Annotated in this window: 25 protein-coding genes and 1 pseudogene; 4 read left to right on the forward strand and 22 right to left on the reverse strand. The window is 50.6% G+C overall.

The genetic code is table 11. The annotated features are described in order from the left end of the window. The first annotated feature begins 509 nt into the window (after positions 1-509). A complete protein-coding gene (locus tag BMW43_RS19895) occupies positions 510-2,225 on the forward strand; it encodes a methyl-accepting chemotaxis protein (protein ID WP_091752061.1) in 1,716 nt (571 codons plus the stop codon). Positions 2,226-2,232: 7 nt separating this feature from the next. On the opposite strand, the gene BMW43_RS19900 is transcribed toward BMW43_RS19895, so the two are convergent. Next, on the reverse strand, positions 2,233-2,649 hold the full coding sequence (locus BMW43_RS19900; protein WP_091752065.1) for a secondary thiamine-phosphate synthase enzyme YjbQ: 417 nt from the start codon (positions 2,647-2,649) through the stop codon (positions 2,233-2,235). 93 nt (positions 2,650-2,742) lie between these two features. Here BMW43_RS19900 and BMW43_RS19905 point away from each other — a divergent pair, with 93 nt between their 5' ends. Beyond that, positions 2,743-2,937 carry an H-type small acid-soluble spore protein gene (locus tag BMW43_RS19905; RefSeq protein ID WP_091752068.1) on the forward strand — a complete coding sequence of 65 codons (195 nt, stop codon included), beginning with the start codon at positions 2,743-2,745 and terminating at the stop codon, positions 2,935-2,937. A 374-nt stretch (positions 2,938-3,311) separates the two neighbouring features. Here the strand turns inward: BMW43_RS19905 and BMW43_RS19910 are convergent, their stop codons facing one another. The 10 genes from BMW43_RS19910 to BMW43_RS19955 all read right to left on the reverse strand — a co-directional run bounded on the left by BMW43_RS19910 (position 3,312) and on the right by BMW43_RS19955 (position 11,799). Further along, on the reverse strand, positions 3,312-4,421 hold the full coding sequence (locus tag BMW43_RS19910) for a mannosyltransferase family protein (protein ID WP_091752071.1): 1,110 nt from the start codon (positions 4,419-4,421) through the stop codon (positions 3,312-3,314). Next, positions 4,405-5,553 (reverse strand): glycosyltransferase, encoded by a 1,149-nt coding sequence (locus tag BMW43_RS19915; protein ID WP_091752073.1) that lies wholly within the window; start codon positions 5,551-5,553, stop codon positions 4,405-4,407. The genes BMW43_RS19910 and BMW43_RS19915 overlap by 17 nt, the downstream gene beginning before the upstream one ends. A gap of 377 nt (positions 5,554-5,930) precedes the next feature. Beyond that, positions 5,931-6,599, reverse strand: coding sequence for a superoxide dismutase (locus BMW43_RS19920; protein ID WP_091752076.1), 669 nt, complete (start codon positions 6,597-6,599; stop codon positions 5,931-5,933). Positions 6,600-6,674: 75 nt separating this feature from the next. Then, complete coding sequence (locus BMW43_RS19925) at positions 6,675-6,863, reverse strand: hypothetical protein (protein WP_091752079.1); 189 nt, start codon at positions 6,861-6,863, stop codon at positions 6,675-6,677. A gap of 163 nt (positions 6,864-7,026) precedes the next feature. Next, positions 7,027-7,662 carry a dihydroxyacetone kinase subunit DhaL gene (dhaL, locus tag BMW43_RS19930; protein ID WP_091752082.1) on the reverse strand — a complete coding sequence of 212 codons (636 nt, stop codon included), beginning with the start codon at positions 7,660-7,662 and terminating at the stop codon, positions 7,027-7,029. Between the two features lie 16 nt (positions 7,663-7,678). Next, positions 7,679-8,683 (reverse strand): dihydroxyacetone kinase subunit DhaK, encoded by a 1,005-nt coding sequence (locus BMW43_RS19935; RefSeq protein WP_091752085.1) that lies wholly within the window; start codon positions 8,681-8,683, stop codon positions 7,679-7,681. Between the two features lie 47 nt (positions 8,684-8,730). Then, a complete protein-coding gene (locus tag BMW43_RS19940; protein ID WP_091752088.1) occupies positions 8,731-9,396 on the reverse strand; it encodes a class II aldolase/adducin family protein in 666 nt (221 codons plus the stop codon). Positions 9,397-9,478: 82 nt separating this feature from the next. Then, positions 9,479-10,828, reverse strand: coding sequence for a PTS galactitol transporter subunit IIC (locus tag BMW43_RS19945; protein ID WP_091752090.1), 1,350 nt, complete (start codon positions 10,826-10,828; stop codon positions 9,479-9,481). 179 nt (positions 10,829-11,007) lie between these two features. Next, entirely contained in the window at positions 11,008-11,289 is a 282-nt protein-coding gene (locus BMW43_RS19950; protein ID WP_091752092.1) for a PTS sugar transporter subunit IIB, read from the reverse strand. Between the two features lie 48 nt (positions 11,290-11,337). Continuing rightward, a complete protein-coding gene (locus BMW43_RS19955) occupies positions 11,338-11,799 on the reverse strand; it encodes a PTS sugar transporter subunit IIA (protein WP_091752095.1) in 462 nt (153 codons plus the stop codon). Between the two features lie 304 nt (positions 11,800-12,103). On the opposite strand from BMW43_RS19955, the gene BMW43_RS21770 reads away from it, so the two are divergent. Next, positions 12,104-14,890 carry a sigma-54-dependent transcriptional regulator gene (locus tag BMW43_RS21770; protein WP_091752096.1) on the forward strand — a complete coding sequence of 929 codons (2,787 nt, stop codon included), beginning with the start codon at positions 12,104-12,106 and terminating at the stop codon, positions 14,888-14,890. A 20-nt stretch (positions 14,891-14,910) separates the two neighbouring features. Here BMW43_RS21770 and BMW43_RS19965 read toward each other — a convergent pair whose 3' ends face one another. Both BMW43_RS19965 and BMW43_RS19970 read right to left on the reverse strand, forming a co-directional pair. After that, on the reverse strand, positions 14,911-15,306 hold the full coding sequence (locus BMW43_RS19965; RefSeq protein ID WP_218140740.1) for a GtrA family protein: 396 nt from the start codon (positions 15,304-15,306) through the stop codon (positions 14,911-14,913). Between the two features lie 58 nt (positions 15,307-15,364). Beyond that, positions 15,365-15,949, reverse strand: a complete 585-nt coding sequence (locus BMW43_RS19970; protein WP_091752099.1) for an HD domain-containing protein — start codon at positions 15,947-15,949, stop codon at positions 15,365-15,367. Between the two features lie 698 nt (positions 15,950-16,647). On the opposite strand from BMW43_RS19970, the gene BMW43_RS19975 reads away from it, so the two are divergent. Next, positions 16,648-18,708, forward strand: a complete 2,061-nt coding sequence (locus BMW43_RS19975; protein WP_091752102.1) for a sodium-translocating pyrophosphatase — start codon at positions 16,648-16,650, stop codon at positions 18,706-18,708. 67 nt (positions 18,709-18,775) lie between these two features. On the opposite strand, the gene BMW43_RS19980 is transcribed toward BMW43_RS19975, so the two are convergent. The 9 genes and pseudogenes from BMW43_RS19980 to BMW43_RS20015 all read right to left on the reverse strand — a co-directional run. Beyond that, positions 18,776-19,096 (reverse strand): DUF1540 domain-containing protein, encoded by a 321-nt coding sequence (locus tag BMW43_RS19980; protein WP_091752105.1) that lies wholly within the window; start codon positions 19,094-19,096, stop codon positions 18,776-18,778. 15 nt (positions 19,097-19,111) lie between these two features. Beyond that, a complete protein-coding gene (locus BMW43_RS19985; protein ID WP_091752108.1) occupies positions 19,112-19,654 on the reverse strand; it encodes an NADH peroxidase in 543 nt (180 codons plus the stop codon). A gap of 719 nt (positions 19,655-20,373) precedes the next feature. Continuing rightward, positions 20,374-21,507 carry a tRNA nucleotidyltransferase/poly(A) polymerase-related protein gene (locus BMW43_RS19990; protein ID WP_091752111.1) on the reverse strand — a complete coding sequence of 378 codons (1,134 nt, stop codon included), beginning with the start codon at positions 21,505-21,507 and terminating at the stop codon, positions 20,374-20,376. A gap of 290 nt (positions 21,508-21,797) precedes the next feature. Continuing rightward, a complete protein-coding gene (locus tag BMW43_RS19995; protein ID WP_091752114.1) occupies positions 21,798-22,556 on the reverse strand; it encodes an amino acid ABC transporter ATP-binding protein in 759 nt (252 codons plus the stop codon). Between the two features lie 10 nt (positions 22,557-22,566). Next, on the reverse strand, positions 22,567-23,220 hold the full coding sequence (locus BMW43_RS20000; protein WP_091752117.1) for an amino acid ABC transporter permease: 654 nt from the start codon (positions 23,218-23,220) through the stop codon (positions 22,567-22,569). Between the two features lie 96 nt (positions 23,221-23,316). Further along, complete coding sequence (locus BMW43_RS20005) at positions 23,317-24,081, reverse strand: amino acid ABC transporter substrate-binding protein (protein WP_218140741.1); 765 nt, start codon at positions 24,079-24,081, stop codon at positions 23,317-23,319. An 89-nt stretch (positions 24,082-24,170) separates the two neighbouring features. Beyond that, positions 24,171-24,296: a hypothetical protein gene (locus tag BMW43_RS21775; protein WP_281246141.1), complete on the reverse strand. Its 126-nt coding sequence runs from the start codon at positions 24,294-24,296 to the stop codon at positions 24,171-24,173. A 119-nt stretch (positions 24,297-24,415) separates the two neighbouring features. Continuing rightward, positions 24,416-25,198, reverse strand: coding sequence for a 4,5-DOPA-extradiol-dioxygenase (gene ygiD / locus BMW43_RS20010; RefSeq protein WP_218140742.1), 783 nt, complete (start codon positions 25,196-25,198; stop codon positions 24,416-24,418). 275 nt (positions 25,199-25,473) lie between these two features. Beyond that, a pseudogene (locus BMW43_RS20015) lies at positions 25,474-25,926 on the reverse strand (hypothetical protein); the annotation flags it as partial.

The following is a 25,926-nucleotide window of genomic DNA, read 5'->3' on the forward strand; positions in this document are numbered from 1 at the left end:
TTATATACCTATTACCAGACAGTCTCCTGGATAATCCTATAGTTCCTGTTTAGTAGAACAAATACCCTGTTTATGCCATACAATTTACCCAGTTTCTTACAGGTAACATAATAACCTTTTGTTACTAAAGGGACATCGCCCAACTCTATCTATAATACGATAAAATTCTGCCAAATCCTTCATAATCATACATTTTTCCCACAACTAGGAACTACAAATATAGACAATGGGATAATCACAATATATTTCTCAGCCTCTACCAATCGTTGAAAAATCTACGTTTACAGCAGAAACCAATGTAACAAAAGGTTATTATGTTACATAAAGGCTTTCCTGTTTACATTTATAACAGGCAAACAGATGCTTCTCATTACACGGCTGCCGGAAAAGTTTTATTCCTTTCCACTCCCTCTAGCAACCGCGCCAGAAAGGTAGGTGAGCGGCTTTTCCAAGCCATATTTACGTATACTTATTGTACTTATATCACCGTATAGTTAGAGGAGGATTCTATGGGTTTCTTTGCCAATTTGAAAGTCCTTTATAAACTTGCCAGCTTAATTGTCGTGGCACTACTTGCTATAAGTTGCATTGGTTATACCGGTTTTTATTATTTAAATCATTCCCATAGCGCCATGACCGCCTTATACCAGGAACGACTGGTTCCGGTGCAGGCAATCGGCGAAATTCGCGATTTGACCCGCAAGGCTAACGGAGCTATTTTAGAGACCATGCTGACCACGGACGATAAAAAAGGTCAGGAGCTCCAGACCACACTGCAGGAAGCGGCCCAAAAGGTCAATGAAAAGTTGCAGTTTATCGAAAAACTACCGCTCGATGACAACGCCCGGGCCCTATTGACCAAGTCCAATACGACACTGAACAAATACCGGGAAGCACGAAAAGAAGTGCTAAGTCTGGCGGCACAGCACAAAAATAACGAGGCCTTCGCGCTATACACCACCCAGGTCGAGCCGCTGGCGCTGGCCTTTATCGGCGACTTGCAAGAGCTCTCTAATTACTATGTTACCCTGTCGGAACAGACCAACAAGGCCAGCGAGGACTATTTCGCCCGGGCCATGATCATTGTTGTGTCTATTTTCCTATTGTCCTGCCTGCTCCTGATCGGCAGCGGAATCGCCATCGCCAAAAACATTACTGTCCCGCTTACGGCTATGGTGGAGCTTTGCCGCACGTTTGCCGCCGGTGATTTTCGCGCCCAGCGGCAAATGGCCCAACGCCGCGATGAGCTGGGGCAGTTGGCGGAGGCGCTGGAACACACCCGCTCCAGCCTGCAGGGCCTGATCGACCAGGTTAGAGCCTCGGTTGAACAGGTAGCCGCTTCTTCGGAAGAGCTAAGCTCCGGCGCCGGACAGTCGGCCCAGGCTGCCAACCAGGTAGCCCTGGCCATCACCGAAGTGGCCAAAGAACTGGAAAACCAGGTAACTGCCGCTAACGAAACCTCGGCCATCACCCAACAGATGTCCGCCGGTATTGAGCAAATTTCCGCCAATACGGCGGAAGCTTCCAACAGTTCGCAGCAGGCTGCCGGCAAGGCCACTCAGGGCGATGCTTCCATTCAGAAAGCCGTGTCTCAAATGCAGCATATCGACAATACTGTAACTACCTTGGCCCGGGTAGTAGCCAAACTGGGGGAACGTTCTAAGGAAATCGGACAAATTGTCGACACCATTTCCGGCATCTCCGGCCAGACCAACCTGCTGGCCCTAAACGCTGCCATTGAGGCGGCGCGGGCCGGTGAGCAGGGCCGCGGGTTCGCGGTTGTTGCCGAAGAAGTACGCAAACTGGCCGAACAGTCTCAGGATGCAGCCAAACAAATCTCAACTTTGATCGGAGAAATCCAGGGAGATACCGAAATGGCGGTTATGGCTATGGAGGAAGGCTCCCGGGAAGTCAAGCTGGGTACGGAAATCGTCAGCACTTCCGGTCAGGTTTTTCAGGAAATTGTCGCAGTCATTCACCAGACTTCCGAACAGGTAACAGAAATCGCCGCTGCCATAGAGCAAATGGCGTCCAGCAGTCAGCAAGTCGCCCTGGCGGCCAAGGAAATCGACACCTTAAGCCGGGCGGCAGCCAGTGAAACGCAGACTGTTTCCGCCGCTACGGAGGAACAACTGGCTTCGATGGAAGAGGTTTCCTCCGCCAGTCAGACGCTGGCCAGGCTGGCCACGAACCTGCAGGGAGAAATCAGCAAATTTCAAATCTAGTTGTTTCCTACTCACCAATAATTTTAATCAATACCCGCTTGTCCCGCTTCCCGTCAAATTCGCCATAAAAAATCTGTTCCCAGGTGCCAAAATCCAGCCTGCCGCCGGTTACGGCAATGACCACTTCCCGTCCCATGACTGTCCGCTTTAAATGGGCATCGGCGTTATCTTCATAACCGTTGTGCCGGTATTGACCGTAGGGTTTTTCAGGCGCCAGCCTTTCCAGCCAGACGTCAAAATCCTGGTGCAAGCCCGGCTCATCATCATTAATGAACACACTGGCCGTAATATTCATAGCATTGCAGAGTAGCAGGCCCTCCTTAATGCCGCTTTCCCGCAGCGCTTCCGCCACATAGCCGGTTATGTTCAAAAAGCCTCGCCGGCCGGGAATATGAAAGGTCAGTTCTTTCCGGTGATGTTTCAAGAGGTTCCCTTCTTTCCGTAATTTTTTTTAAAAAACAACTTACATACTCCGCTCTTTCCGGCACATACTAAGCGGAAAAGAGAGGATGATTTGATGAAAGCCACCAGGGCGGAAGAAATTATCAATTCTCCCGATGTAATCGGTGTCCTATACCGCAGCAACGACGTATGGCTGGAAAAGGTTGACAAAGGCACCAGCAAGGCCGAAGTCACCTACATGGAAAAAGGCAATACGATCACTGTGGATATTGACCAGTTGGTGGAAACCGGACCGCTAAAGCTGGAATAATCCTTCCTGTGCCATTTGGGATTTCATTTCTATCGTAGCCATAAAGCCTTTATAAAGTCAACCATTACCTGAGGAACCACCGTTTTACTCACCCTGCCCATTCTGACGGATCTTTTCTCGTCCTGCCGGCAGGTTCCTTAAAATCAGCGGTTCCTTAAAACAGCCAGAGTATGCCCTCAAGGCGGGCAAACGCTGGCTGTTTTTCATCACTAGTACCTTAATCAACCCTAATCCCGTGAATACTGACGGTCTGTTTCCCGCAAGCCTTGGTGTGTGTCGTCAGTCAGCATACTTCCGGTATGCCTCCTTCCGCCACCTTGTCTTGCCAGAAATAGCCTCGCCATGATTCTACCGTTTTAGGATTGACAGGGTAACTACCCAATCCAATACCAACTGCTGAACGCCGCCGTAAAAAAGATCAACCCGGCAGTACCGGCCAGCAGCCAGGCATAATACCAGAATTTCGGCAGCTTGGCCAAGACAAAATAGACCGGAAAAACGACCAGCACAAAGCGGGCCAGGCTATATAAAGGAAACACTGTTGAAGTCGACAGCAGCGGTATTAACAGCCAGGCTCCGCCCAAGAGCAGGTAGGACGGCTGAATACCGCAAAAACCGCCGGCTGCCAGGCAAAGCAGAGCAACCAATACAAGTATCTGATCGGCGACTACCCCTATTTCAAAAACGGATACACCACGACTGATATACAGCATATTATGCCATAAGTTGCTCCAGGGCAGCCCAAACTGACGTCCCCAGGCCTCCTGTCCGTGCAAAAACGCGAATCCATCGCCAAACTGCCGGTAATTGTACAGGCAAAAGCCCAGAAAAGCCACCATAGGAAACAAGCAAGCAAGCCGGATCAGCGTCTGACCTATCCTGCTGTCATACGCCCGGTAGCTCTCATAAAGCATAAACAGGCTTAGTACAACCCCGATATTTCTTGTCAATGCCGCCAGAGCACCCCACAGCCCGGCATAAATCCAATTGTGCCGCCGGCACAGATAGACGCAGGAAAAGGTGCATACTAAAAAAAGCGGCTCTGTGTATACGCTCTGCAGAAAAAAGGAGGTGGGAAAGAGCGCATAAACCAACAGGCCGCGAGCAGCCAGCTGCTCCGGAAAGTCCAGCCTCAACAGGCGGTACAAAAGAGGATAGGTGATCAAAGCGCAGACATTGCTCACCAGAAAGCCGGCCAGCGCATAAGTCAGTCCGGTACTTGTCACCGCCTTGATGAGCAGAATAAATAAAGGAAAGAAAACGATGGACTGCTTACTATAGCCTTGTTCAGCTACAAAGGTATACCAATGAGCATCCCATTTGAATAAGGCATCAGCAAGCACAGGCAGACCGTACACGCCGGGATTCACAAAACCGGCCGGCGGTCGCTGGACCAGACTGGCAGCCAGAGTCACACCAATATACACACATAGCAGATGCACCCCACAGGCCAGCCAGACCGGATGTTTATAGAACAGTTTCATCAATGACCTTCTCCAGCACACTTTCCTGGGTAACCACAAGTTTAGCCGGCTCGCAGCTTGGGGCCGGCAACAGCCACACCCAGCGGTTGTTTAGAGTGAACGACCAGCAGGCGGCCGCCACAATGCCGGCAAACTGGCCGGCATAAATATCCCAGCCCAGCAGGGTAAAGCCCTTTGCTGTCAGGCCGGTAACCAGAATACCCAGACAGGACACCATAAGATAGGGGGGAAACCGTTTGATCAGACTGCCCGGCGCCAGGCTCCGGTCCCGCCAGGTCAGCCAGTTGTTTAACAGGAAATTATGGACCATAGCCAGGAACGACGCCATACAGGACGCCTGCAAATCACCCCATAGCCCCAGGTTGATAAAAAAGTTCAATAGCTTCATATTAACGACTACGCCAATAGCCCCAATAAGACAAAATAGAATAAACCGCATATCCTGGGGGCTTGTCCAGAGCAGCCTCGCCACGTGCCGCAGATAGTTCCACTGTTCCCGCAGGCACATCTTAGAAACGCCCTGATCACGGACGGCAAAAGAGTAAGGCAATTCATGCACGGTCCGGTACTTTCCTTTTACGAGGATTTCGAGCAGAATCTTCCACCCTACAGGCTCCAGCCGAATATGATCTACCACCGCTCGCCGCAAGCCAAAATAGCCACTGGTAGCGTCGGAAATGTCACGCAGCCGCCGTATAGCCAGATTGGCCAGCTTTCTTGCCACCCAGGATACCAGCTTGCGCCACCCGTTTAGTCCCCCATCGGAGCCGCCCGGAATAAACCGGCTGGGAATCACCACATCGTACTGCCTCAAACGTTCCACTATAAGAGGAAGGATTTCCGGCGGATGCTGGAGATCGGCATCCATCACGATGATATACTCACTGTCCGATGCCTCAATCCCTTCAGCCACCGCCTGAGCCAACCCCCGGCGATTACTGCGGTGAAACCACCGCACATGACTATCCTTCTTGTCCAATTGTTTTAGTATCTCAGGCGTATCATCGGAACTGTCGTCGACAAACAAAATTTCATACCCGGTCCCGGCCGGCAGGCTCGCCTGTATCCGGCTGGCAATCGCAACAACATTATCCCGTTCGTTGTAGGTCGGGATGACAATACTGAGCTCCATCAGCAATTCCTCCTTGATCTGGCCTTTACTAGCCGGCGACTGAGTCACGCTGACGATCAGTATCCCCTTCCAAAATAAATGCGACTTAGTCTCCGGGCAAATGACTGTATCGCAGCAAAAGCGTCTGCTTTCACCGCAATACAGTCCCGTATATTGTTGTACCGCATCACCCCTAATCCCGTGGATACTGACAGTACATTTTCCACTGCATTGTCGTCAGTCGGCATACGTCCGGTATGCCTCCTTCCTCCGCCTTGCTTTATGAAAAATCTCCCCGTCATTACCTACAGTTTTAGAGATGATACGGTACTAGGTTGCCAAAAGATCAGGAAAAACATACAGTATCCTGTTGCTGCAGCATTTGTCCGTACCAAAAGTCAGGTCATAATCAACGGCAGCTTCCCCTTGATGGCCAAACACAATCGATTTTCCACCTCATCCCAGTCAATCAGCTCCATAATGCGTTGAATATAGTCCTCCCGCTTATTCTGGTAATCCAGGTAATAGGCATGCTCCCATACATCAATAACCAGAATGGGAATCGATCCCCACTGGGTCAGGTTCTGATGTTTTTCAGCCGTCAGTATCTCCAGGGCCTGCCAGGCCGGATTCCAAACCAGTATGCCCCAGCCCGATCCCTCCACCTTGGCGGTGGCAGCCATAAACTGTTCCATGCCGGCCTGAAAACTGCCAAAGCGGGCGGTCACCTGCTGCCTCGTTACCGATCCCGGTCTGCCGCCATAGCCCTCCGGCGCCAGAATAGTCCAGTACACACTATGCAAAATATGTCCCGAACCTTGAAAAGCCAATTCATTTTCCCAATACTTAACGAAAGTGTAATCTCCATCAGCCCGCGCCTGCGCCATCTGAAGCTCGGCCTTGTTCAATCCATCCACATAAGCCTGATGATGTTTGTCATGATGGATACGCAAGGTCTCCTCACCAATAACCGGTTCCAGCGCATCATACGGATATGGCAGCGGCGGCAGCCGATGTTTTCCTAAAGGAACACTTTTCTCACGGATATCCCGCAACACCTGATTCATCCCTCCTGCCGGTTCAATGAAATTATCCTTCACTATCAGCCTATGAACCGACCCTCCGGCAGGGAACCGCAACTTTTATAACCGGTCCTTTCCACCGTTCAAACCTAACCGGACTTCCGGCGAAAAACCGACACAAAAATAATGCTGATTCTCAATCACCACATCGGAAGAACCCTCCCGTCCGATTCCGGCCGCCGCCGATTCGGACGAAAAAGAAGCCAAACCGGCGGTAGTCTGCCGGCTTGGCTTCTTTTCGCTTCCCATTGCTAGTGCTCCGTCAACTTTGAAACAGGAAGATGGTGGCGGGGCAAAGTTTTGTCAGACAAGTCAGAGGAAGGAGGCATACCGCCAGTATGTTGACTGACAACAACGAAGGCTGACGAAATTTTGACCGTCAGCAATTTCTGTTTTCAAGGTTGGTGGAGCACTAGTTGTCTTCGGGTTGCACAATCCCTTTAATAATCAGCATAACCGCTGTGGCACCGGGGTCCTGGCGGCCGACAGATTTCTGACTATAATAAGCCGCCCGGCCATGCACCGATTGCAGGGTTTTAGTTTGCTCGACACCGGCAACCGCTGCCCGATAGGCGGCTGCACCTGCTTCCGCCGGCGGTTGGCCTTGTATGACTGCCGCCGCTAACGCTTCCACAGCAGGAAACAGCGCATCCAGCATGGTTTTATCTCCCACCGTGCTCTTGCCCCGTTCCATTACGCCCTGTACGGCGGCCTGTCCCATCACGACCAGGTCACTGAGCTGCAGCGTTTCCTTGCCCTTGACCGGTGCCGCCCCTTTCATCAGGCAGGTGGCGATCAGCGTCCCCATCGTGGAAGGCACGGTGGCGTTCATTTTCATCCCCAGCTTCATGAATATTTTCCCCATATCCGTTTCCTCCAGACGGTCTATTTCCTCATAAACCGCCTGGAAGCCGCTGTACATAGTAAGTCCCAAATCACCATCCCCCATGGCGGCATCCAGCTCAATCAGATAATCTTTCTCCCGGTTCAACACTTCCACAATCGAACCCAAGGTTTTTTTTAAGCTTTCTTTTGTTATAACTGCCATGTATCCATCACCTCCGTTATCTGAACTGGGCAAAAAAGGGAGAATAGCAGGGGGCATCAAGCAGTTCCCGCAATTCATCATCCAATTTTAACAGGCTGATCGACATGCCGGCCATTTCCAGCGAGGTGGCATATTCCCCGATATATTTGCGGTGAATAGAAATTCCCTTGTCCTGCAGCAGGCTATGCGCTTTGCGATAAGCCAGATACAGTTCTTCCCTCGGCGTACCGCCCAGACCATTGACCAGTATCGCCACTCTGTCACCGGCTTGATACGGCAAATCCTCAACAAGCCGGTTTATCATATTTGTCACCACTTCATCGACCGGGTTCAGTTTGCTGCGCTCAATCCCCGGCTCGCCATGAATGCCCATGCCAATCTCCATTTCATCTTCGCCAATGCTGAACGTCGCCTTGCCCGCTTCCGGTACGATGCAAGGCGTCAGTGCCACCCCCAGCGTCCGGGTATTATCCACTGTTTTTTGCGCAATGCGGGTGACCTCGGCCAGGGAAAGCATATTTTCGGCCGCAGCGCCGGCAATTTTATAAGCAAAGACCAGACCGGCCACACCGCGCCGTTTATCTTCCTTACCCCTGGGAGCCGACGCGATGTCATCGGAAACCAGCACTTCCGTCACTTCGATGCCTTCCATTTCGTCCAAATCCCTGGCCATGCCAAAATTCATGATATCACCACCATAACGCCCATATAGGTGCAGCACTCCGGCGCCGGCATGAATCGCCTTATCCACTTCATGCATCGCCTCGGCACTGGGCGAGGCAAACACATTGCCTACAGTAACTCCATCAGCCAGCCCAAAACCCACGTAACCGAGAAAAACCGGCAAATGACCCGAACCGCCGCCGGTGGCAATAGCCACCTTGCCGGCCTTCTTTTCATCGGCCCGCACCAGGCAATGATAACTGTTATCCAGCATTTTCAAACTCTCCGGATGGGCCAGGACGATGCCTTCCACCGTTTCCCGCGCAAAGTCTTCCGGTTTATTAATCAGCTTTTTCATAGCGACACTCCTCACCTCTGATTTAAAAGCATCAACACCGCTCCGGCTTACCGCTGCAACAGCTTAATCTGCCGGGGATATTCCCATTGCTGCAGCTCCGCCAGCGGCACTACCGGCGGTTCTTTGCCGCTACTGAGCACGAGCGTCCGGTAATAGATCTCCGCCAATTCCTCCACATAATGGGCTTTGAGCAAGGCTTCCTTCAATACCTTGTCGACGGCGATAACACCGTGACTTTCCATGAGCGCCACATCGGCAATGGCCAGCGGCGCCACCACGCTTTGCGCCAGTTCAGGAGTACCGGGCCTGCCGTAGGGCGCCACCGGAATATATCCTTCCCTGCAGCCCAGACCGGCCACTTCGTAGACGATAGCCGGGATTGTCTTTTTCAGTACGGCAAAAGCGGTGGCATAGCGGGAATGCGTGTGGGCAACGGCATGAATGTCCGGCCTTGATTTATAGACAGCTAGATGCATCAGTGTCTCGCTGGTCGGCCGCATCCCCGTTTCCGCTTCGATGACACAGGCTTCCAGATCAATCACCACAATATCGTGATAGCTTAACTCTTCCCGGTCTACGCCGGTAGGAGTAATACATACATAACCACTCTCGGGGTCCCGCACACTGAAATTGCCCGCCCGGTGCTTGCATAGTCCCGAACGGTCGGCATTTAGTGCATAGGTTACCACTTGTTTTTTCAATTCCTCCAACATATTGTTCACTCCATTTCTCTTATTTTTACGAGCGGTACATGCCTCTTCAGCCTTCTCGCCAGCAAGGCATGTACCTTTTTGCTTATTTTGTCTGACTCAGTCTGGCATTGATGGCCTGCATGTGTCTGTAGTACCAGACGAAGGCCAGGGCGAATACAACCAGCGTTGCCAGGCCCAGCACTTCACCGTTAAAGGCATGGGCCAGGGCCCAGCGGAATTCCGGCGCCTCCAGTTGAATCCAGGTGATGTACTGCCCGGCGTTTACGTTAAGCGTACCGGTGGCGGCCGCCATTTTGGTGATCATGGGGGCAAAGCTGGTTGCTACCGCAAGATACATCGGTGTCGCAATAGTCGAAACAATAATCATCCGGAATAGATTGCCGCCTGTAACAACCAACGCAGGAACAGTAACGCAAACGTTGATAATCGAAGCAAGCGGAATAACGTTATTCATGCCCATGCGACTCATGACCAAGGCTAAAATCAGCTCCACCGGCACCAAAATAATGGCAGTAACCCATATCTCATTCTGCCCGGCCAGGAAGGGCCAATCAAGTCCGACATAAAAATCCCGGCCCTTAAACTTGCTTTTCATATAACTGCCTGTCGCATCGGCAATCGGCGCCAAGGCCTGCATAAACAGTTTGGCCACCATCGGGAAAAGCACCATAGCGGTGGAAACCTGTACGGCAGTGATTAGAATGTCTTTAACGGCATAGCCGCCCATAAAGGCAATGAGTGCTCCGACAATAAAGCCCATCACACTGTTCTCGCCAAAGATCCCCAGCTTGTCTTTCAGTCCTTTGGCATCCAGGTTGACCTGATTGATGCCCGGTATAAAATCCAACACCTTGTTTATCAGGCCTAAAAAAACGCATTGAAGCATCATCGGGTGGGTACAGGCTACACCGGGAATGTTGCTGATTTTTTGTAATTGTTTCTGCGTGAGGTCGGCATTAAGCAGTTCAAGAATAATCTGTATAGCCGCCGCAATATACCCCAGCATCAGACTGCCCGAAAGATAAGAAACCATGCTGGCTACAAAAATTTTCCCCCAGACATTCCATAAGTCCACATTCAGGCAATTGGTCCACTTAAAGCCCAGCATCACCAGGTTGATGATAATTTGGACAGGGAACAACACCAATGCATACGGCCAGGCCCAGGCAATGGCGGCAATCGGTGACCAGCCCACATCAATGGCGGTTAGTTCCAGCCCCGTCCGTTTAACCAGGGCCGCTGCTGCCGGACTGATAGCATTAAACATAAAGCCCAGGACAACATTCATGCCGGTAAAGGCAATGCCTAAGGTTAAACCGGCAACAACGGCCCGTTTCAGCTTCATTTTCATCAGCAAACCAAGTAGAATCATGATAACCGGTAAAAAGATCGCCGCCCCTAGGCCCAATATATAATTTAGAACTGATTCCATATAGCTTTCATCTCCCATTTCCTATTTTTCAGCCAAACCCCGGCGGATACCGTATCGCTACCATCCGCCTCTTACTCTACAGCCAGTAACATGATATAATAGCCTTGTACTATTTTCTTTTAGCTTCTTCTGCTTACGGCAGGGAAGCTTTTTTTATTGCTGCGCCCATATCCTTATATCTACTGTTTGAGAAACCCCTTCAATTTCTCAAATTCCTCATCCATGCCGACTCCCGTCAAAAAGGGAATGCCGCTAATGGTCGGTATATTCCAGATATTTGCGCCACTGGACACAATGGATACATAAATATCGCATTGATCAATAATACTTTCCAGTGACTTGATATCGACCGCCTCTACCGCCACGTCCAGCCCTTCCTCCTCACACAGGCTGCCGATTTTGGATGCCACGGTCTGGGAAGTCGCCACCCCTGAGCCGCAGGCCACAAAAATTTTTTTCATTTCCATCACTCCTTTTCTTTTATTGCTGAACTCCGGTATAGCCGGAAGTTACGCCAATATTTTATTTAACAGTAAAATCATCGTTTTAGGGTTGTCGGACTGATACAGGGTGAGCAGTTTCTCTTTATCGGAGAAAATAGCCATTAGTTTACTTAAGGTGGTCAAATGTTCTTTGGGATCGGTAACCGCCAGCATGAAGACCAGCTTCACCGCCACCTCTCTGCCGCTGTTGCCCATTTCCTTGAAAGTAACCGGTGCCGCAAGGCGGGCGACCAGGATGGCAGCCTGCTTCACATGCCTCGGATCGGTATGGGGCACCGCCACCTCTACCCCTAGCGTCTTTAATCCTGTAGGAAAGACGGCTTCCCGTTCGATAACGGCGGGGCCATAACTTTCTTTTACATACCCTCTGCTATGCAAGACGGCTGCCAGCTGGGCAAGCAGCCGCTCCTTATCATCAGCCATGTAGTCTAATAGAATCAATTCTTCATCTAACAACGACGTACTCATTTGCAACTCCTCCTTCTTGGGATTATTTCCTGTCAACTCCATCTATTGCAAGTCCTATGCCAGGTTAGTGCATAATGAAGAACTGCTTGTATTATCCCATATGGGGCGTCCCAACTTATGCACTAATCAAGCGATCGGTAGTTAGTGCATAAGTTTATCATTATCTTCCAGAGGGCCGATTTTCCCCGTATTATCCAGTTTAAGCGAGAATGGCTGGACAAAACAAAAGGAATCCCTTATGCTTTAGCTAAAGGAATTCCGCTGTCAGCCATATGCACTGCCGATTTTCCATGGAGTGAAGCAAATGAAAAAATCCGACCGTATTATGCAGTTTATCAAAGACACCCTGACTTATCATGAATTGTTAAATGCCGTTCAGCTTGGCCGCAATCCGGGCATCGACGCCATGCGTATCCAAAACGAACTGGGAATTGTCCGGAATAATGCCAGCACCCTGTTAAACCAATTGTGGAAAGAAAAGCGGCTGGTCAAAATCAACAGCCGGCCGGTCACATTTCTGCCGCATAGCCTGATCGCCACACTACAAAATGAAAGTCTGAAGAACAAGACCATTTTGACGCTTGCCGAACTGAACGCGGCATTAGCCACAGTCAGTCTGGAACAAAAGGGCGATCCTTTTTTGCGCCTATTGGGCCACACCGGCAGCCTGGCCAACCAGATCGGTCAGGCCAAAGCAGCCATTGTGTATCCGCCCAAAGGCCTACACACCCTTATTCTGGGCGAAAGCGGCGTAGGGAAAACTACCTTTGCCGACGCAATGCATGCTTACGGTATGGTAATCAAACACCAAACGCCGGAAACCTATCCCCTGGTAACCTTCAACTGCGCCGACTATTTTAACAATCCCCAGTTATTGCTCTCCCAGCTATTCGGACATGTAAAAAACGCCTTTACCGGAGCCGACCGTGATAAGGCCGGTCTGGTGGAAAGAGCCAACGGCGGCATTTTATTTCTTGATGAAATACACCGTTTGCCTCCCGACGGTCAGGAAATGCTGTTTCATCTCATGGACAAGGGAGAGTACAGCCGTCTCGGCGAGACAGGAGCCAAACGCAACAGCAATCTGCTCATTATCGGCGCGACAACCGAAAGCCCTGACAAAGCTCTTCTGGCAACTTTTATCCGCCGCATTCCGGTTACCATTACCCTGCCGTCCTTCAGTGAAAAGCCCATCAGTGAAAAGGTGGAAATTATTGACCACTTTTTCTACATAGAAGCGTTGAATTTAAGCAAGCAGATCATCCTTACCCCGGACGTGCTTAAAGCACTGGCCATCTACCCCTTTAAAATCGGCAACATCGGCCAGTTGCGCTCGGAAATAAAGCTGCTGTGCGCTAAAGCCTTTCTACAGCACCTCCAGAACAATCAAACCATTACCATTGAGTTCTCCATGCTGTCCAAGGATATCCGGGAAGGACTCTTCGATTATGCCAAGCAGGACCCGGCAACGAAAAATTACTTGAATATGTTCTCTGAGAACGTTATTATTTCTCCCTCGCAAGACCTGAATCCCTATCCTTTTGAGATGAAAAACGATATTTATGAATTAATCTCGCACCAAATGGACGATTTGAAACGCCAGGGTCTTAGCAACGACAATATTAATGAGGCACTGAAAAATCAGGTTGAAGAGTATTTCAGCAGCATCATGAAAAACTTCCACAGCGCCCGGCCCAATATTGATACACTGTACAAGCTTATCCCCAGGGAAATTGTTGACGCAACTTCGGAACTGATTGAATTTGCCCAGCATTATCTGGTAACCAAATTCAACAATAAGTTCATTTTCGGCCTGTCCTTTCATATTCAGGCCTTGCTGAAACGCATTGAGGAAGGCCGCTCGGTTCCCAACCCGCATCTGTCCAAAATTAAACGGGAAAACCCCAAGGAATTTCAGCTTGCCCGGGAACTGGTAAAGACCCTCAGCGAAAAATTCGGCGTAGTCATCCCGGAGGATGAAAAAGGGTTTCTGGCCCTGCTGCTGGCACACAACCGTCTGGAAGCTCCCAACGGCGACAAAATCGGCATCATTGTCGTCTGCCACGGTGACACAACGGCGACCAGTATGGCTAATGTAGCCAGACTCCTGCTGAATACCGAGTGGATCAAGGCCATTGATATGCCCCTCAACGCAACCATCAGCGAGACCTACAGCAAAGTAAAGAGTACCGCTATGGCCATCCATCGCGGCAAAGGCATCATTCTCCTGGTCGATATGGGGTCTCTGCTGCAGTTTGAAGAACAGTTAATGACCGACACCGGCATAAAAGTAAAAACAATTGACCAGGTTTCAACACCGCTTATTCTGGAGGTACTGCGCAGCGTCCTTTATAAGCAGGACGACCTGGATACACTTTTTCATACCTTAACCAATCAAAAAACGGCAGCCTTAACACCGGCGAAAAAAATGCAGACAGCTCTTCTGTCTGTCTGCATTACCGGTCAAGGCTCCAGCCTGATCGCCAAGAACATTCTGGAGGAATTGATTAAAAGCCGCTATAAGGAAGAAGTAAAAGTGGTTGCCGTTGACTATCTCAATGCCCAAAAACAGCTTAGCGACCTGCAGCAGCATTATCAAGTCGTTGCGGCCGTCGGCAATATCAATCCGGGACTTTCCATCCCCTATTTTTCCATCAATAAGCTGTTGGATACAGCCTATCAAGAACAATTATTCCAGCTTTTGGACAGCAGCCTGCAAGGGCTGGCCATACCGGCGGCAACCAGCAAAACCGTCTACGAAACAGCCAAGGATATGTTGGAGAAATATGTAAAGTACGTTAACCCCAAACTTGCCGTGGTCAATATAAAAAAATGCCTCAGCAAGCTGCCCTACATTCCCGACAACCAGGACCTGCTTCTGGATTTGATCGTCCATATGGGCTGCATGCTTGACCGCTGCCTCCACAAAGATGCTGTGGTTTTTGAGAATATGCACTCTTTTATCAAAGAAAATCAGCCGGAATTCGAACAAACCCGTCAGGTGCTCGACAGCTTAGCCAAGGAATATGATACGGTGATTAATAACGATGAGGTTTGTTATATTGTGAAAATCATCAAATGCCATGTATAAGTTTCACTGCCTTGCCTCACCTACTCACCTGCCGCCCGGCGGAACACCCAGCACCGGCTGCCAATAAAGTTGACCGCCACGCCACCGGCCGTGGCAGCCAGTTTGCCCAGCCACAGGTTGAGCTGAAACATATCCTGGGCGATAAACAAGATTCCGGTCGATACACCTAAGGAGGCTCCGTTCAGACAGCAGAACTTTACAATTTCCGCCATCTGCGGCCGGGATGTCAAACGAAAAGTCCAGGTCCGGTTGAGAATAAAACTATTGACCACCCCGGCCGAATAAGAAAGCACCTGAGCCGGCAAATACCGCATACCGTAATAGGTCAATACAAAAAACACCGCAAAGTCCACGGTCATATTAGCGAATCCCACAATGCAAAAGCGCAGCAATTGTGTCAGCTGCCGTCCCGCCAAAGCCTTCACCTCTTTCTCGAATATGGTTGGGACACCGTCCAGTTCATCAACAGGCAGCTTAGCGGACCAGGAACCCCTGGTTTATCGCCGACTCAATTAACTCCTGCACATACTCCCATAAAGCGGGAGCCGTATCTTTCAGCACTTCACAGCGGGCAAAGACCTTGGCACTGGTGATGCCGGGTCTTTGCCAGGTATGCCCCTGAGTATGATAATTCAAGAGCAAGGGTTCCAGGCGGTCAAGGCAGGCGGCAAACCGGGCTTCCCGCGTATGCATGGCTTCAAACTCGTCCCATAATGCTCTGATTTCTTTTGCCTGGTCGGCTGGCAGCAGGCCGAAGAGATGGTCGGCCGCCTTGACTTCCCTGTCCCGTTTATCCTGATTGGCCGCCTCATCATAGCAAAAGGTGTCGCCGGCCTCGATTTCCACCAGGTCATGGATGAGCACCATCTTTATCACCTTCAGTATATCCAGGTTTCCGGCATATTCGGCAAGTAAAATAGCCATAACCGCTAAATGCCAGGAATGTTCGGCATCATTTTCGTTTCGTTCCACACCGATTAACCGGCTCTGCCGAAATATCTGCTTCAACTTGTCAATTTCCACAATAAAAGCAAGCTGCTTACTCAGTCGTTCCTTCATATTCTATCTCCTCCCGCTAGTGCCTCATGGTGTCCAACACTATAGCTGATTTAGCGGGAATTTTTTCGCAACGGACGGCGAAGAAACCTCCCAGACCGGAAAACTGCGAGGTAACGACAGTAAAACCGTGCGAAAAAGCCTGCTAAATTGGCAGATTTTTAATGTCGATGAGGCTCTATTGTTCTCACTTTTTATCTATTCGCCAACCGCCCGGCCTACTCCTGTAACCCGCTGTCAAACCCGGCGCGTCGGATCGAGCAAGCGCCGGCCGGAATTTTTGTATTATCCTGTAAGATATTTGCATATAGTTTATCAGTATGGATTTTCACACAGCCTATTGATTCTTCCAGCGACTGGATTATAATGAGAGTAAGCACATTTGTTCAAAATCAGTTCCGCGCTTTCCCTAGGGCGTGTCTTCAAACTAACGGAATGGTCCATGGCGAGTGATTTTTGCGCCAGACGAGTTGCACCCTAAAGGGCACGGGCAATTTTGCAGGAATAGCGGCCCCTATTTCAAAAAATTTTAATGAAGTACGGCACAAAAAGCGCCGTCAAGGAGCGTTTCGGATAGTTTGAAGACACGCCCTGGTAAATAAAACTTAATAGACGGTTTGCCCCAGATGTTATTTATCAATTGATTTGACAGCTATGCCGCTGTAAAATAAATAACATTTCAAAAAAAGGAGTGGTATCAAATGGACCTGTCATTTACTATTCCCTTGTCTGGTGGTATTACTGTTTTGGTCATTCTCTATCTGGTCTGGTACATTTTTAAAGCAGACCGTGGGGATCCAGCCATGCAGGAAATCGCTTTGGCAATAAAGCAAGGAGCAATGGCGTTTCTCAAGCGGCAATATACAACCATTGCCATTCTAGCAGTTATCGTAGCCATAATTTTAAGCATTATGAGCAAGGATGGCTTACATACTCCCCTTGCGTTTATTATCGGTGCCTTGTGTTCGGCTTTGGCCGGGTTCATCGGCATGTATGTATCGGTTAATGCCAATTTGCGGACGGCTTCGGCCGCCAGAAAAAGTCTCAACGATGCGCTAAAGATTTCCTTCCGGGGCGGGGCCGTCACCGGCTTGGCGGTAACGGCCCTCAGCCTTTTGGGCGTGGCCGGATTGTTTTACATATTCGACGGGTTCAACAATCCCCGGGAAGCTCCTTTACTGATTGTCGGCTTTGGCTTTGGCGCGAGCTTCGTGGCCCTGTTTGCCCAGCTTGGCGGCGGCATATACACAAAAGCGGCCGATGTCGGGGCTGATCTGGTCGGTAAAGTGGAGGCAGGCATTCCCGAGGATGATCCCCGCAATCCTGCCGTAGTCGCCGATTTGGTTGGCGATAACGTAGGCGATTGCGCCGGCCGTGGCGCCGACTTGTTTGAATCCACCGCAGCCGAGAATATTGGCGCCATGATTTTAGGCATTGCCTTATTTCCCGCTTTCGGTGTCAACGGTATCCTGTTTCCACTGGTAGCCCGGGCCTTTGGGCTGCTGGCCTCGATCGTCGGAATTTTTCTTGTCCGGAACCATGACGACGAGTCGGAAGATCCCAACCCTATGGCATCGCTTAATATCGGCTATGCCGTGACCAGCATTCTTTCAACGATCGCTATGTATTTTGTAACCGACCAAATGATCAATAAAAATGGCAGTGGCCTTTACTTCTTTGGTTGCGCCGTGATTGGCATCATCACTAGCTATTTATTCGTGCTGGTTACCCAGTATTATACTGATTTTAAATACAGCCCCGTCCGGCAGATTGCCCGTTCCTGCCAAACTGGTCCGGCAACAACCATCATCACCGGTTTTGCTGTAGGCCTCGAAAGCGTTGTAGCTCCTGTTATCATCATTTCGGCAGCACTTCTTTCCTCCCACTACCTGGGGGTCATCAGCGGCATTCCGGCCGGTGGTGTATACGGCACGGCGGTGGCTACCATGGGTATGCTCTCCACCTGCGCCTATATTTTAGCGATGGACACCTTTGGCCCAATTACCGACAATGCCGGCGGCATCGTGGAAATGTCGCAGCAGCCGGCCAATGTTCGCTTTATCACCGATTTACTGGATGGCTGCGGTAACACGACTAAAGCGATCACCAAAGGCTATGCCATCGGCAGCGCCGCGCTGGCTACCTTCCTTTTGTTCTCGGCTTACCTGGATGAAGTTCAATTGCTGGACAAAACCTTTAACCGGGTAGTCGACATCGGTAAACCGGAAGTTTTCGTCGGTGGCTTTTTCGGCGCCATGCTGGTCTTTCTGTTTACCTCGACGGCGATCCGGGCGGTCAGTCATGCGGCACAGTATGTCATCCGCGAAGTGCGCCGCCAGTTCCGGGAAATCAAGGGGATTATGGAAGGAACCGCTAAGCCCGACTATGCAACTTGCGTCGATATTGTTACCCGCGGCGCCTTGAAACAAATGATCCTGCCCGGTGTGATCGTGGTAGTTGTTCCCATTTTAGTGGGCGTCATTTTAAAGGCAGAAGCGGCTGCTTCCTTCCTGATGGTATCGACCATGACTGGCGTTTTGATGGCATTGCTCTTAAATAACGGCGGCGGTGCCTGGGATAACGCCAAAAAGTGCATCGAACTGAGCGGTGTCTATGAAGGGAAAAACTCGGAAGCCCACAAAGCCAGCATCGTCGGCGACACAGTAGGCGACCCGTTCAAAGATACGGCCGGTCCGTCACTGCATGTATTAATTAAACTGCTCAGCACGATTACACTGGTGCTGGCTTCCTTCTACGTCTAGAAAACCGGCAAAAAACAGAGCTTCCGCACCACATCTGGCTGCGGAAGCTTTTTTTGTCTTCCCGGCACTAGTCCTGACAGACAAAGCTGGAACACTGAGTATAGGTGTAATAATCGACGGCGCCGCCACTGACTTGAATAGAACCCAGCGCGCACAAGTGATTGTCATGATATTTACAGGTTTCCACCGCACATTGCAGACAGTCACAGGACCCGGAGCTGAGCGTGTTGTCGGTAAGCTGGGAATAGTGGGCTTTGTTTAAAAAGGACCCACAGTTGGTGGCCTGGGCATCGCGTGCCGAGCTTCCCACAATATCCACACAGTTTGCGTAACAAGCACGGTCTTTGTTATGAGCACAACTAACAACATCACAACGAATTTTATCCAACAATAGTCCCTCCTGTTATTTAAAATACCGGTCAAGCAGACCCTTAAACGCACAGCCATGCCGGGCCTCATCCTTGCACATCTCATGCACCGTATCGTGAATGGCGTCAAAATTCAACTGTTTGGCCATGACCGCCAGTTTTTTCTTTCCTTCACAGGCACCATACTCTGCTTCTACCCGGACACTCAGGTTAGCCTTGGTATCGGCAGCTACGACTTCGCCTAACAATTCGGCAAATTTGGCGGCATGCTCGGCCTCCTCAAAGGCAATTCGCTTATAGGCCTCCGCCACTTCCGGGTAGCCCTGCCGGTCAGCCTGTCGCGACATGGCCAGATACATCCCCACCTCCGTACACTCGCCGGTGAAATTGGCCCGCAGCATTTCCACCATCTCGGCTGGGATATCTTTGGTCGCCCCGATCCGGTGTTCATCGGCCCAAGTCAGTTCACCGGACATTTCCTTGAATTTTTCCTTACCGGCTTTACAGACAGGGCACTTATCCGGTGCCTCGTCTCCTTCGTGCACATAGCCGCACACCGTACAAACAAACTTCTTCATCCATGTTCCTCCCGCTCGTAGTAAGGTAATGTATCAGTGCTGCATCAACTTTGAAACGGAAAGAAGATGGCGAAATGTTGACCGTCAGCAATTTCTGTTTTCAAGGTTGGTACAGCACTGGCTATAGTGTTGGATTTTATTGGGGTTTTCATACTTTTTCCTTATCTACTTGCTAACTTTCTTCATTCGTTATTGGTTCTAGCATAACTATTGCTGCCTTGTTGAAATATTCTTCTCCAGTTGTTCTGTCCTTACTTTTGTCATGATACAAAAGTAAGCAAAAAATCTAGGCCTGACACTCCAAAAGGCTTGCCGGAAGAGGCAGCTTCCTAAAATCCGAAACTCGTTAGTGGTCTGTCTACTCTGAAAGCATAAAATTAATTAGCGGGAATTTTTCCGCAAGGCAAGGCGAAGGAGGCGCGCCTATCGGACATAGGTAAGCCAACGCCAACGAAGCCTTGCGGGCAAAGGCCCGTGAAGGAATTATGATTTCAGAGTGGACAGACCACTAGACTCAGACAAACGGATTTCTTAACGGAAACTCCCCCTGGGGTCATCCTGCGGACCGTCTTTTTCCGTAATGGCCAGTAGAACCAAACCCCAGACGGTTACAAATGAACAGCCTGTTTTTCATACGAAACTCTGAATAACTAAGCCCCTTCTTGAGAGATAAAATAAAAGCAGGCACTATCCGGCTTGAGCGGTAGTGCCTGCAAAAATTATAGTAGTTTGGCTATAGCCTCTATTTGGCGTTGTTTTATCCACTGGCCTTGTTCGCGGCCTGACAGTCCGGGCGGCGCGGTTTCGCGGGGCAGAGTTGCCAGGGCCGCCTTAAACGGGCTTAACTGGGAATAAGATGCGGCGACAGCCCGGCTGATCAGATCAAACTCCTCCACCGGCAATACGCCCCGTCCCAAAAGCTGCAGGGCCTGGACAATCTGGTCAGGCGCCGGCTCGCTGAGCAGTGCTGCCACTTTACCCAATGTCAGCGCCGCCTTGAGCCATTCTCCCGGCAAGGTCATCCGTTCGTTCCAGCGGAGCAAGTCTTCCTCCGCCAGTTTCAGACCGAATACGGCAAACCGCAGCTTCGGCTTGGCCGTCACTCGGGCTACCGCCTGGAGGTTGGCCATAGAAGCGGCGAAACTAGCCGGCGGCAAAGCGGCCAGTTCGCCAAACGCAACTCTTAGCAAATCCGCTGCCGCCAGCACCTGAAAGAACCGGTCCGGTTCGGCGGCATCAGTCAATACTTTCGTCAGTTCCGCCAGCAGCCGTTCCGGCGGTTCCTGCGCCAATTCACCGGCAACCTGACCGGCCAGCGTCAGCGTAGCCGGCTCAACAGCAAACGTAAGCCGGGCCGCCTGCCCGGCCAGGCGCAGCGCCCGCACCGGGTCCTCAGCAAAATGAACACTGGTCGCCCGCAATAATTTCCCGGCAATATCCGCCCGGCCTTGGAAGGGATCGACAACCTGACCGTTGAGGCAGTCAACAGCGATAGAGTTAACAGTGGTATCCCGCCGAAACAAGTCCTCTTCGATCGTCACCTTGGGATTAGAACGGATAACAAAACCTTTATAGCCACTGCCCTCTTTACGTTCAGTCCGGGCAAAGGCTGCTTCACACCAGACCCCGTCCACCAGCAGCCGGAAAACCGGAAAAGATTTTCCCTGCTCCTCGGCGGCCGGAAACAGTTGCTTAAACTGCTTCTTGACCATACCGGTGATACAAAAGTCAATATCCTTAGGCATTTTCCCTAAAAAGGCATCCCGGACACAGCCACCGACCCGATACAGCCGTCCGCCATGATCGGCAATAATTTGGGCAAACTCCCTTTCACTCAACTTGTCCTCATTCATATCCTATGCTTCTCCTTGATCCACAATAACTTTCTTACATCATAGCACGTTCCATTGCAACAGCCAATGTCTGCAACCCAGTACTCTGCCAACTTGAAACCGGAAGATGATGACGAAACTTTAACCGTCAGTAAATTCCTTTTTCAAGGTTGGGGGAGCAATAGACTGTGCAGGTGAATACATCAGTGGTTCCCTAGCCCCTGCTTGTTATACCCTGGCGACCTGGTCTAAATCGCCAAAAAGGCTCGCTTCCCCGCTCTATCCGGGGAAGCAAGCCTCTGCCTTGTATTTTATAGCATCCGTTCCAAAAAAGCCTGGGTACGTGGATGGGAAGGTGCTGTAAATATTTTTTCCGGCAGCCCTTCCTCGACAATCTCGCCATTATCCATAAAGATGACCCGGTTGGCTACCTCACGGGCAAAGCCCATTTCATGGGTTACTACCAGCATGGTCATATGTTCCTCCGCCAATTGCCGCATGGCCTTCAACACCTCGCCGGTCAGTTCCGGGTCAAGTGCCGACGTAGGCTCATCAAACAGCATGATCTCTGGCTTCATCGCCAATGCCCTGGCTATGGCGACCCGCTGTTTCTGCCCGCCCGACAGCCTTGACGGATAACTGTCCCGTTTTTCAACCAGCCCGACCTTACGCAATAATAGCTCCGCTTCCGGGATGATAGCTTCCCGCCGCGCCTGCTGAACCAGCAGCGGCGCTTCAATCAGATTTTCCAGCACCGTCAGATGGGGAAACAGGTTAAACTGCTGGAACACCATCCCCATTTTGCCGCAAATGCGCCGGATCGCCGCCTCTGAGACATAGCCGCCGTCACCGTCCCGTTCGGCGGCAACCATTGTTTCGCCTGCTATTTTGATTGTTCCCCGGTCGATGGTTTCCAAATGGTTTAAACAGCGCAAGAACGTACTTTTCCCCGAACCCGAAGGTCCGATAATCGCCACGACCTCTCCCTGCTCCACCGTCAGAGAAACTCCCTTTAGCACTTCCAGCTTCTGAAATTGTTTATGAATATTATATGCCTCAATGATTTTCATCTGTATACCTCTACTCATCATACGCAGCATAGCGCTGCTCCAGTTTTTGGAATAACCAGGTAAGTACCAGCGTCATGGCCAGGTAAAAGGCCGCCGCCACCAGAAAAGGCGTGGTGGAAAAATCCCGCTGCACAATGGCCCGGGCAGTACGCAGCAAATCGTTCATCGCCAGCACGTAAATCAGCGAAGTATCCTTGACCAGCGTAATCGTTTCGTTGCTGACCGGCGGCAGCACACGGCGAATGACCTGAGGCAGCACGATGCGCCGCATGGTCTGTACATAGTTCATGCCCAGCACCTTGGCACCCTCATATTGTCCGCGATTGATCGACTGAATGCCGGCCCGGAAAATCTCGGCAAAATAAGCGGCGTAGTTTAAGACAAAGGCCAGTACGGCCGCCGGAAAATCATCCAGCCGGATTCCGACATAGGGCAGCAGCGGCAAAGCAAAATAAACAAACAATAGCTGCAGCATCAGCGGTGTACCGCGCAGCAGCCAGATATAAAAGCCGACCCCGCCGCGTAAAAACCTGTAGCGGGAAATGCGCCCCAAGGCCAGTAATAAGCCCAGCGGCAGAGCCAGGATAATGGTGATAAAGAACATTTTCAGCGTTACCACTGTCCCGTCGAGCATCGGTCCAATAATTGTCCCCACATATTGCATAACGAACTCTCCTGTACCTTCATAATAAAAATGGCGGCCGTTTTACACGAATAAAGTGCCTGTGGCCATATCCACCGGCACTTTATTCCTCTTTCTCTACTTTACGATTTCCGCGCCAAACCATTTCTGTGAAATCTTGCCGGACGTTCCGTCCTTTTTCATATCATCCATCGCTTTTTGCAGCTTATCCAGCAATGCATTGTCGTCCTTGCGCAGCCCCACACCGTATTCTTCCGTTCCGAAATTATCGTTTAACACCGTGTATTCACCGGGCTTTTTCGCGATGTAATAGCGGCCGACCACTTCATCCACAACCACAGCGCCCAGGCGGCCTGCTTTCAGATCCATCAGAGCAGCTACATAGTCACCGTATTTTTTCAGTTCCTTAAAGGATTTCAGGACAGCTTCCTCTTTTTCCAGGGCTTCCACACTGCTGCTTCCATCCTGGGTACCGACCACCTGACCGGCTAAATCAGCCTTGGTTTTAATCGGCGAGTTGGCATTTACGATAATGATTTGGTGATTTTCCATATAGGGCTTGGTAAACGCAATATTTTCCTTGCGTTTTTCTGTAATCGTCAAGCCATTCCACAAAACATCCACCCGTTTGCCGTTCAACTCTGCTTCCTTGCTGCTCCAGTCAATCGGTTTGAACTCCACTTCCAAACCGGCCCGCTTAGCAGCTTCCTTAGCCATATCAATATCAAAACCTACGATCTCATTGTTCTCATCCCGAAAACCCATGGGCGGGAAATTGTCGTCCAGTCCCACCACGATCTTTTTCGGTCCGCTATTGCCACAGCCCGCCGCCAATAGCCCGAACATCAGTAAACCAAGCGCCGCACACAACCATTTTTTCAACACCCATTCCCCCATTGCATCATCATTTATTCCTATTGTACTTTAACGTAGTAAATTAAAGAATCACTAAAAACTGATGAAATTCAAAGTTATCCCGCTTTCCTTGCACGCTGCTCAGCTTTGCTCTCAAATTCACAGTTTTGAAAAAACATCAGGCAGGGTTGTCCACGACAAAGCGCCAAAGCACAGGCCACCGCCTGCTGTTTGGCGCTCATATACACAGTTCTCCCGGCTTATGTCAAGCTCTTCCAACACCGGTAAAAGTTTTATGCTTGCATGAAACAAGTCGGGGTACGCTGCTTTCCTCGACTTGTTTCACGACAGCAATTAACGGTTAGTCCTCCTTAGGCGCACTGTATACCAATCCCCGCATCGAAATAGAGCCATTTTGCATATCCTTGCAGGTAAATTTCAGCGTATCGTCCGCTTCCTGTAAAGCGGCAGCATACAGTAAAGGCAGAAAATGCTCATCCGTAGGGACGGCCAATTCAGCCTGCGGCAGCTTTTCATAATGAATCAGGCTGTCATGGTCGCCGGCAAGCAAAGCCGCCTCTACCAGACCGTCAAAGGCTAACGTCCAGGCGTAAGCTCCGCCATACAACTGGGAAAATCTTGCCCGCCGTAAATTGTGGACAATATTGCCGCTGCCCATGATTAGCACTCCCTGTTCCCGTAAAGGTGCCAGACGTTTTCCCAACTCATAGTGCTCACAGGGCGACTTGTTGACGTCCAGACTCATTTCCAGAACCGGAATATCGGCGGCCGGATACATATGTTTGAGCACCGCCCAGGCAGCGTGATCAATGCCGCGGCAGGCATCGCGACAGACCATCCCCGCTGTCACCGTCTCTACCAAGTCTGCCGTAGCCGGCGAACCGGGACAGGCATAACTCACCTGGTACAATTCCTGAGGGAAGCCATAAAAGTCATATATGGTCTCCGGCTGCGCCGAAGCTGTCACATAACTGCCCTCAGTCTGCCAGTGAGCCGATACAACCAGTATGGCCTGCGGCACAGGCAGGCGTTTGCCCAGTTTTACCAGGCTTTTGGTATACAGATTGTCTTCCAGAATATTGACCGGCGAGCCATGGCCGATAAACAAAACCGGCATTTTCATCGTATCACCTATCCTTTTTAGCAGCATCTATCACAGCATATGTTTGACACTGCCGTTACGCTTTCCTGCCGGTTTCCGCTTATCCGGCAGTTCCCCAAGCGCCGCTTCTGCCGGTGAATCCCTGCCTTAATGAACGCGCCGGTATGATAGAATATTTTTTTGCCGATTCAGGAAATAAGCCGCCGCTTGCTTAGGAAAGCGTTTATTTTATAAGCCTGCCGGTCTAACAAGATTTTTCCGTCTAGGCCCCACAGGGAAAATAAACTGGCGGTTTCTCAAACCACCTTGACAAAGCGCTTGTCTTTTATCATATACATGCCGTCGTTGAAGGCGAATTGGTTCACCCGGTCGCCGCTGGCAAACCAGTTGTCCAGTACCAGCTCGTTCGTCTTGGCCGTGCCCGTCTGCCGGTAATCAATCACCAGACTGTCGCCGCTTTGCTGCAGGCTGTACTCACTGGCATTGAAAATATTGGTGAACTTTACCGTATCAGCACAGTTGCTGCTGACAATGTGATCGTTGCCAAAGTCGTTGTTGAAGACAAACACGTCTTTGCCGGCGCCTCCGAAGATCCAGTCATTCCCTTTGCCACCTATGACCGTGTTATTGCCGGCACCGCTCACCATGATATTACCCGCATAGCTTCCTTCCACAGCCGTCAGCGTCCCCGTCCCGGCCACCACGTGATATACCTGATCGTCCGTGTATAAGCTGCCGTTGGTGAATTT

The sequence above is a fragment of the Propionispora vibrioides genome (assembly GCF_900110485.1).
Taxonomy (GTDB): Bacteria; Bacillota; Negativicutes; order Propionisporales; family Propionisporaceae; genus Propionispora; species Propionispora vibrioides.

Bases quoted from the DNA above. Each gene is read 5' to 3' on its own strand.
- dhaL (WP_091752082.1), bottom strand. From the start codon at position 7,662: ATGGCAGTTATAACAAAAGAAAGCTTAAAAAAAACCTTGGGTTCGATT.
- BMW43_RS19940 (WP_091752088.1), bottom strand. From the start codon at position 9,396: ATGTTGGAGGAATTGAAAAAACAAGTGGTAACCTATGCACTAAATGCC.
- BMW43_RS21775 (WP_281246141.1), bottom strand. From the start codon at position 24,296: ATGAGCGCCAAACAGCAGGCGGTGGCCTGTGCTTTGGCGCTTTGTCGT.
- BMW43_RS19905 (WP_091752068.1), top strand. From the start codon at position 2,743: ATGAAAGCCACCAGGGCGGAAGAAATTATCAATTCTCCCGATGTAATC.
- BMW43_RS19955 (WP_091752095.1), bottom strand. From the start codon at position 11,799: ATGAGTACGTCGTTGTTAGATGAAGAATTGATTCTATTAGACTACATG.
- BMW43_RS19925 (WP_091752079.1), bottom strand. From the start codon at position 6,863: ATGGGAAGCGAAAAGAAGCCAAGCCGGCAGACTACCGCCGGTTTGGCT.
- BMW43_RS19985 (WP_091752108.1), bottom strand. From the start codon at position 19,654: ATGAAGAAGTTTGTTTGTACGGTGTGCGGCTATGTGCACGAAGGAGAC.
- BMW43_RS20000 (WP_091752117.1), bottom strand. From the start codon at position 23,220: ATGCAATATGTGGGGACAATTATTGGACCGATGCTCGACGGGACAGTG.
- BMW43_RS19920 (WP_091752076.1), bottom strand. From the start codon at position 6,599: ATGAATCAGGTGTTGCGGGATATCCGTGAGAAAAGTGTTCCTTTAGGA.
- BMW43_RS19970 (WP_091752099.1), bottom strand. From the start codon at position 15,949: ATGAAGGAACGACTGAGTAAGCAGCTTGCTTTTATTGTGGAAATTGAC.
- BMW43_RS19990 (WP_091752111.1), bottom strand. From the start codon at position 21,507: ATGAATGAGGACAAGTTGAGTGAAAGGGAGTTTGCCCAAATTATTGCC.
- BMW43_RS21770 (WP_091752096.1), top strand. From the start codon at position 12,104: ATGAAAAAATCCGACCGTATTATGCAGTTTATCAAAGACACCCTGACT.
- BMW43_RS19995 (WP_091752114.1), bottom strand. From the start codon at position 22,556: ATGAAAATCATTGAGGCATATAATATTCATAAACAATTTCAGAAGCTG.
- BMW43_RS19915 (WP_091752073.1), bottom strand. From the start codon at position 5,553: ATGGAGCTCAGTATTGTCATCCCGACCTACAACGAACGGGATAATGTT.
- BMW43_RS19895 (WP_091752061.1), top strand. From the start codon at position 510: ATGGGTTTCTTTGCCAATTTGAAAGTCCTTTATAAACTTGCCAGCTTA.
- ygiD (WP_218140742.1), bottom strand. From the start codon at position 25,198: ATGAAAATGCCGGTTTTGTTTATCGGCCATGGCTCGCCGGTCAATATT.
- BMW43_RS19945 (WP_091752090.1), bottom strand. From the start codon at position 10,828: ATGGAATCAGTTCTAAATTATATATTGGGCCTAGGGGCGGCGATCTTT.
- BMW43_RS19910 (WP_091752071.1), bottom strand. From the start codon at position 4,421: ATGAAACTGTTCTATAAACATCCGGTCTGGCTGGCCTGTGGGGTGCAT.
- BMW43_RS19935 (WP_091752085.1), bottom strand. From the start codon at position 8,683: ATGAAAAAGCTGATTAATAAACCGGAAGACTTTGCGCGGGAAACGGTG.
- BMW43_RS19950 (WP_091752092.1), bottom strand. From the start codon at position 11,289: ATGAAAAAAATTTTTGTGGCCTGCGGCTCAGGGGTGGCGACTTCCCAG.
- BMW43_RS19975 (WP_091752102.1), top strand. From the start codon at position 16,648: ATGGACCTGTCATTTACTATTCCCTTGTCTGGTGGTATTACTGTTTTG.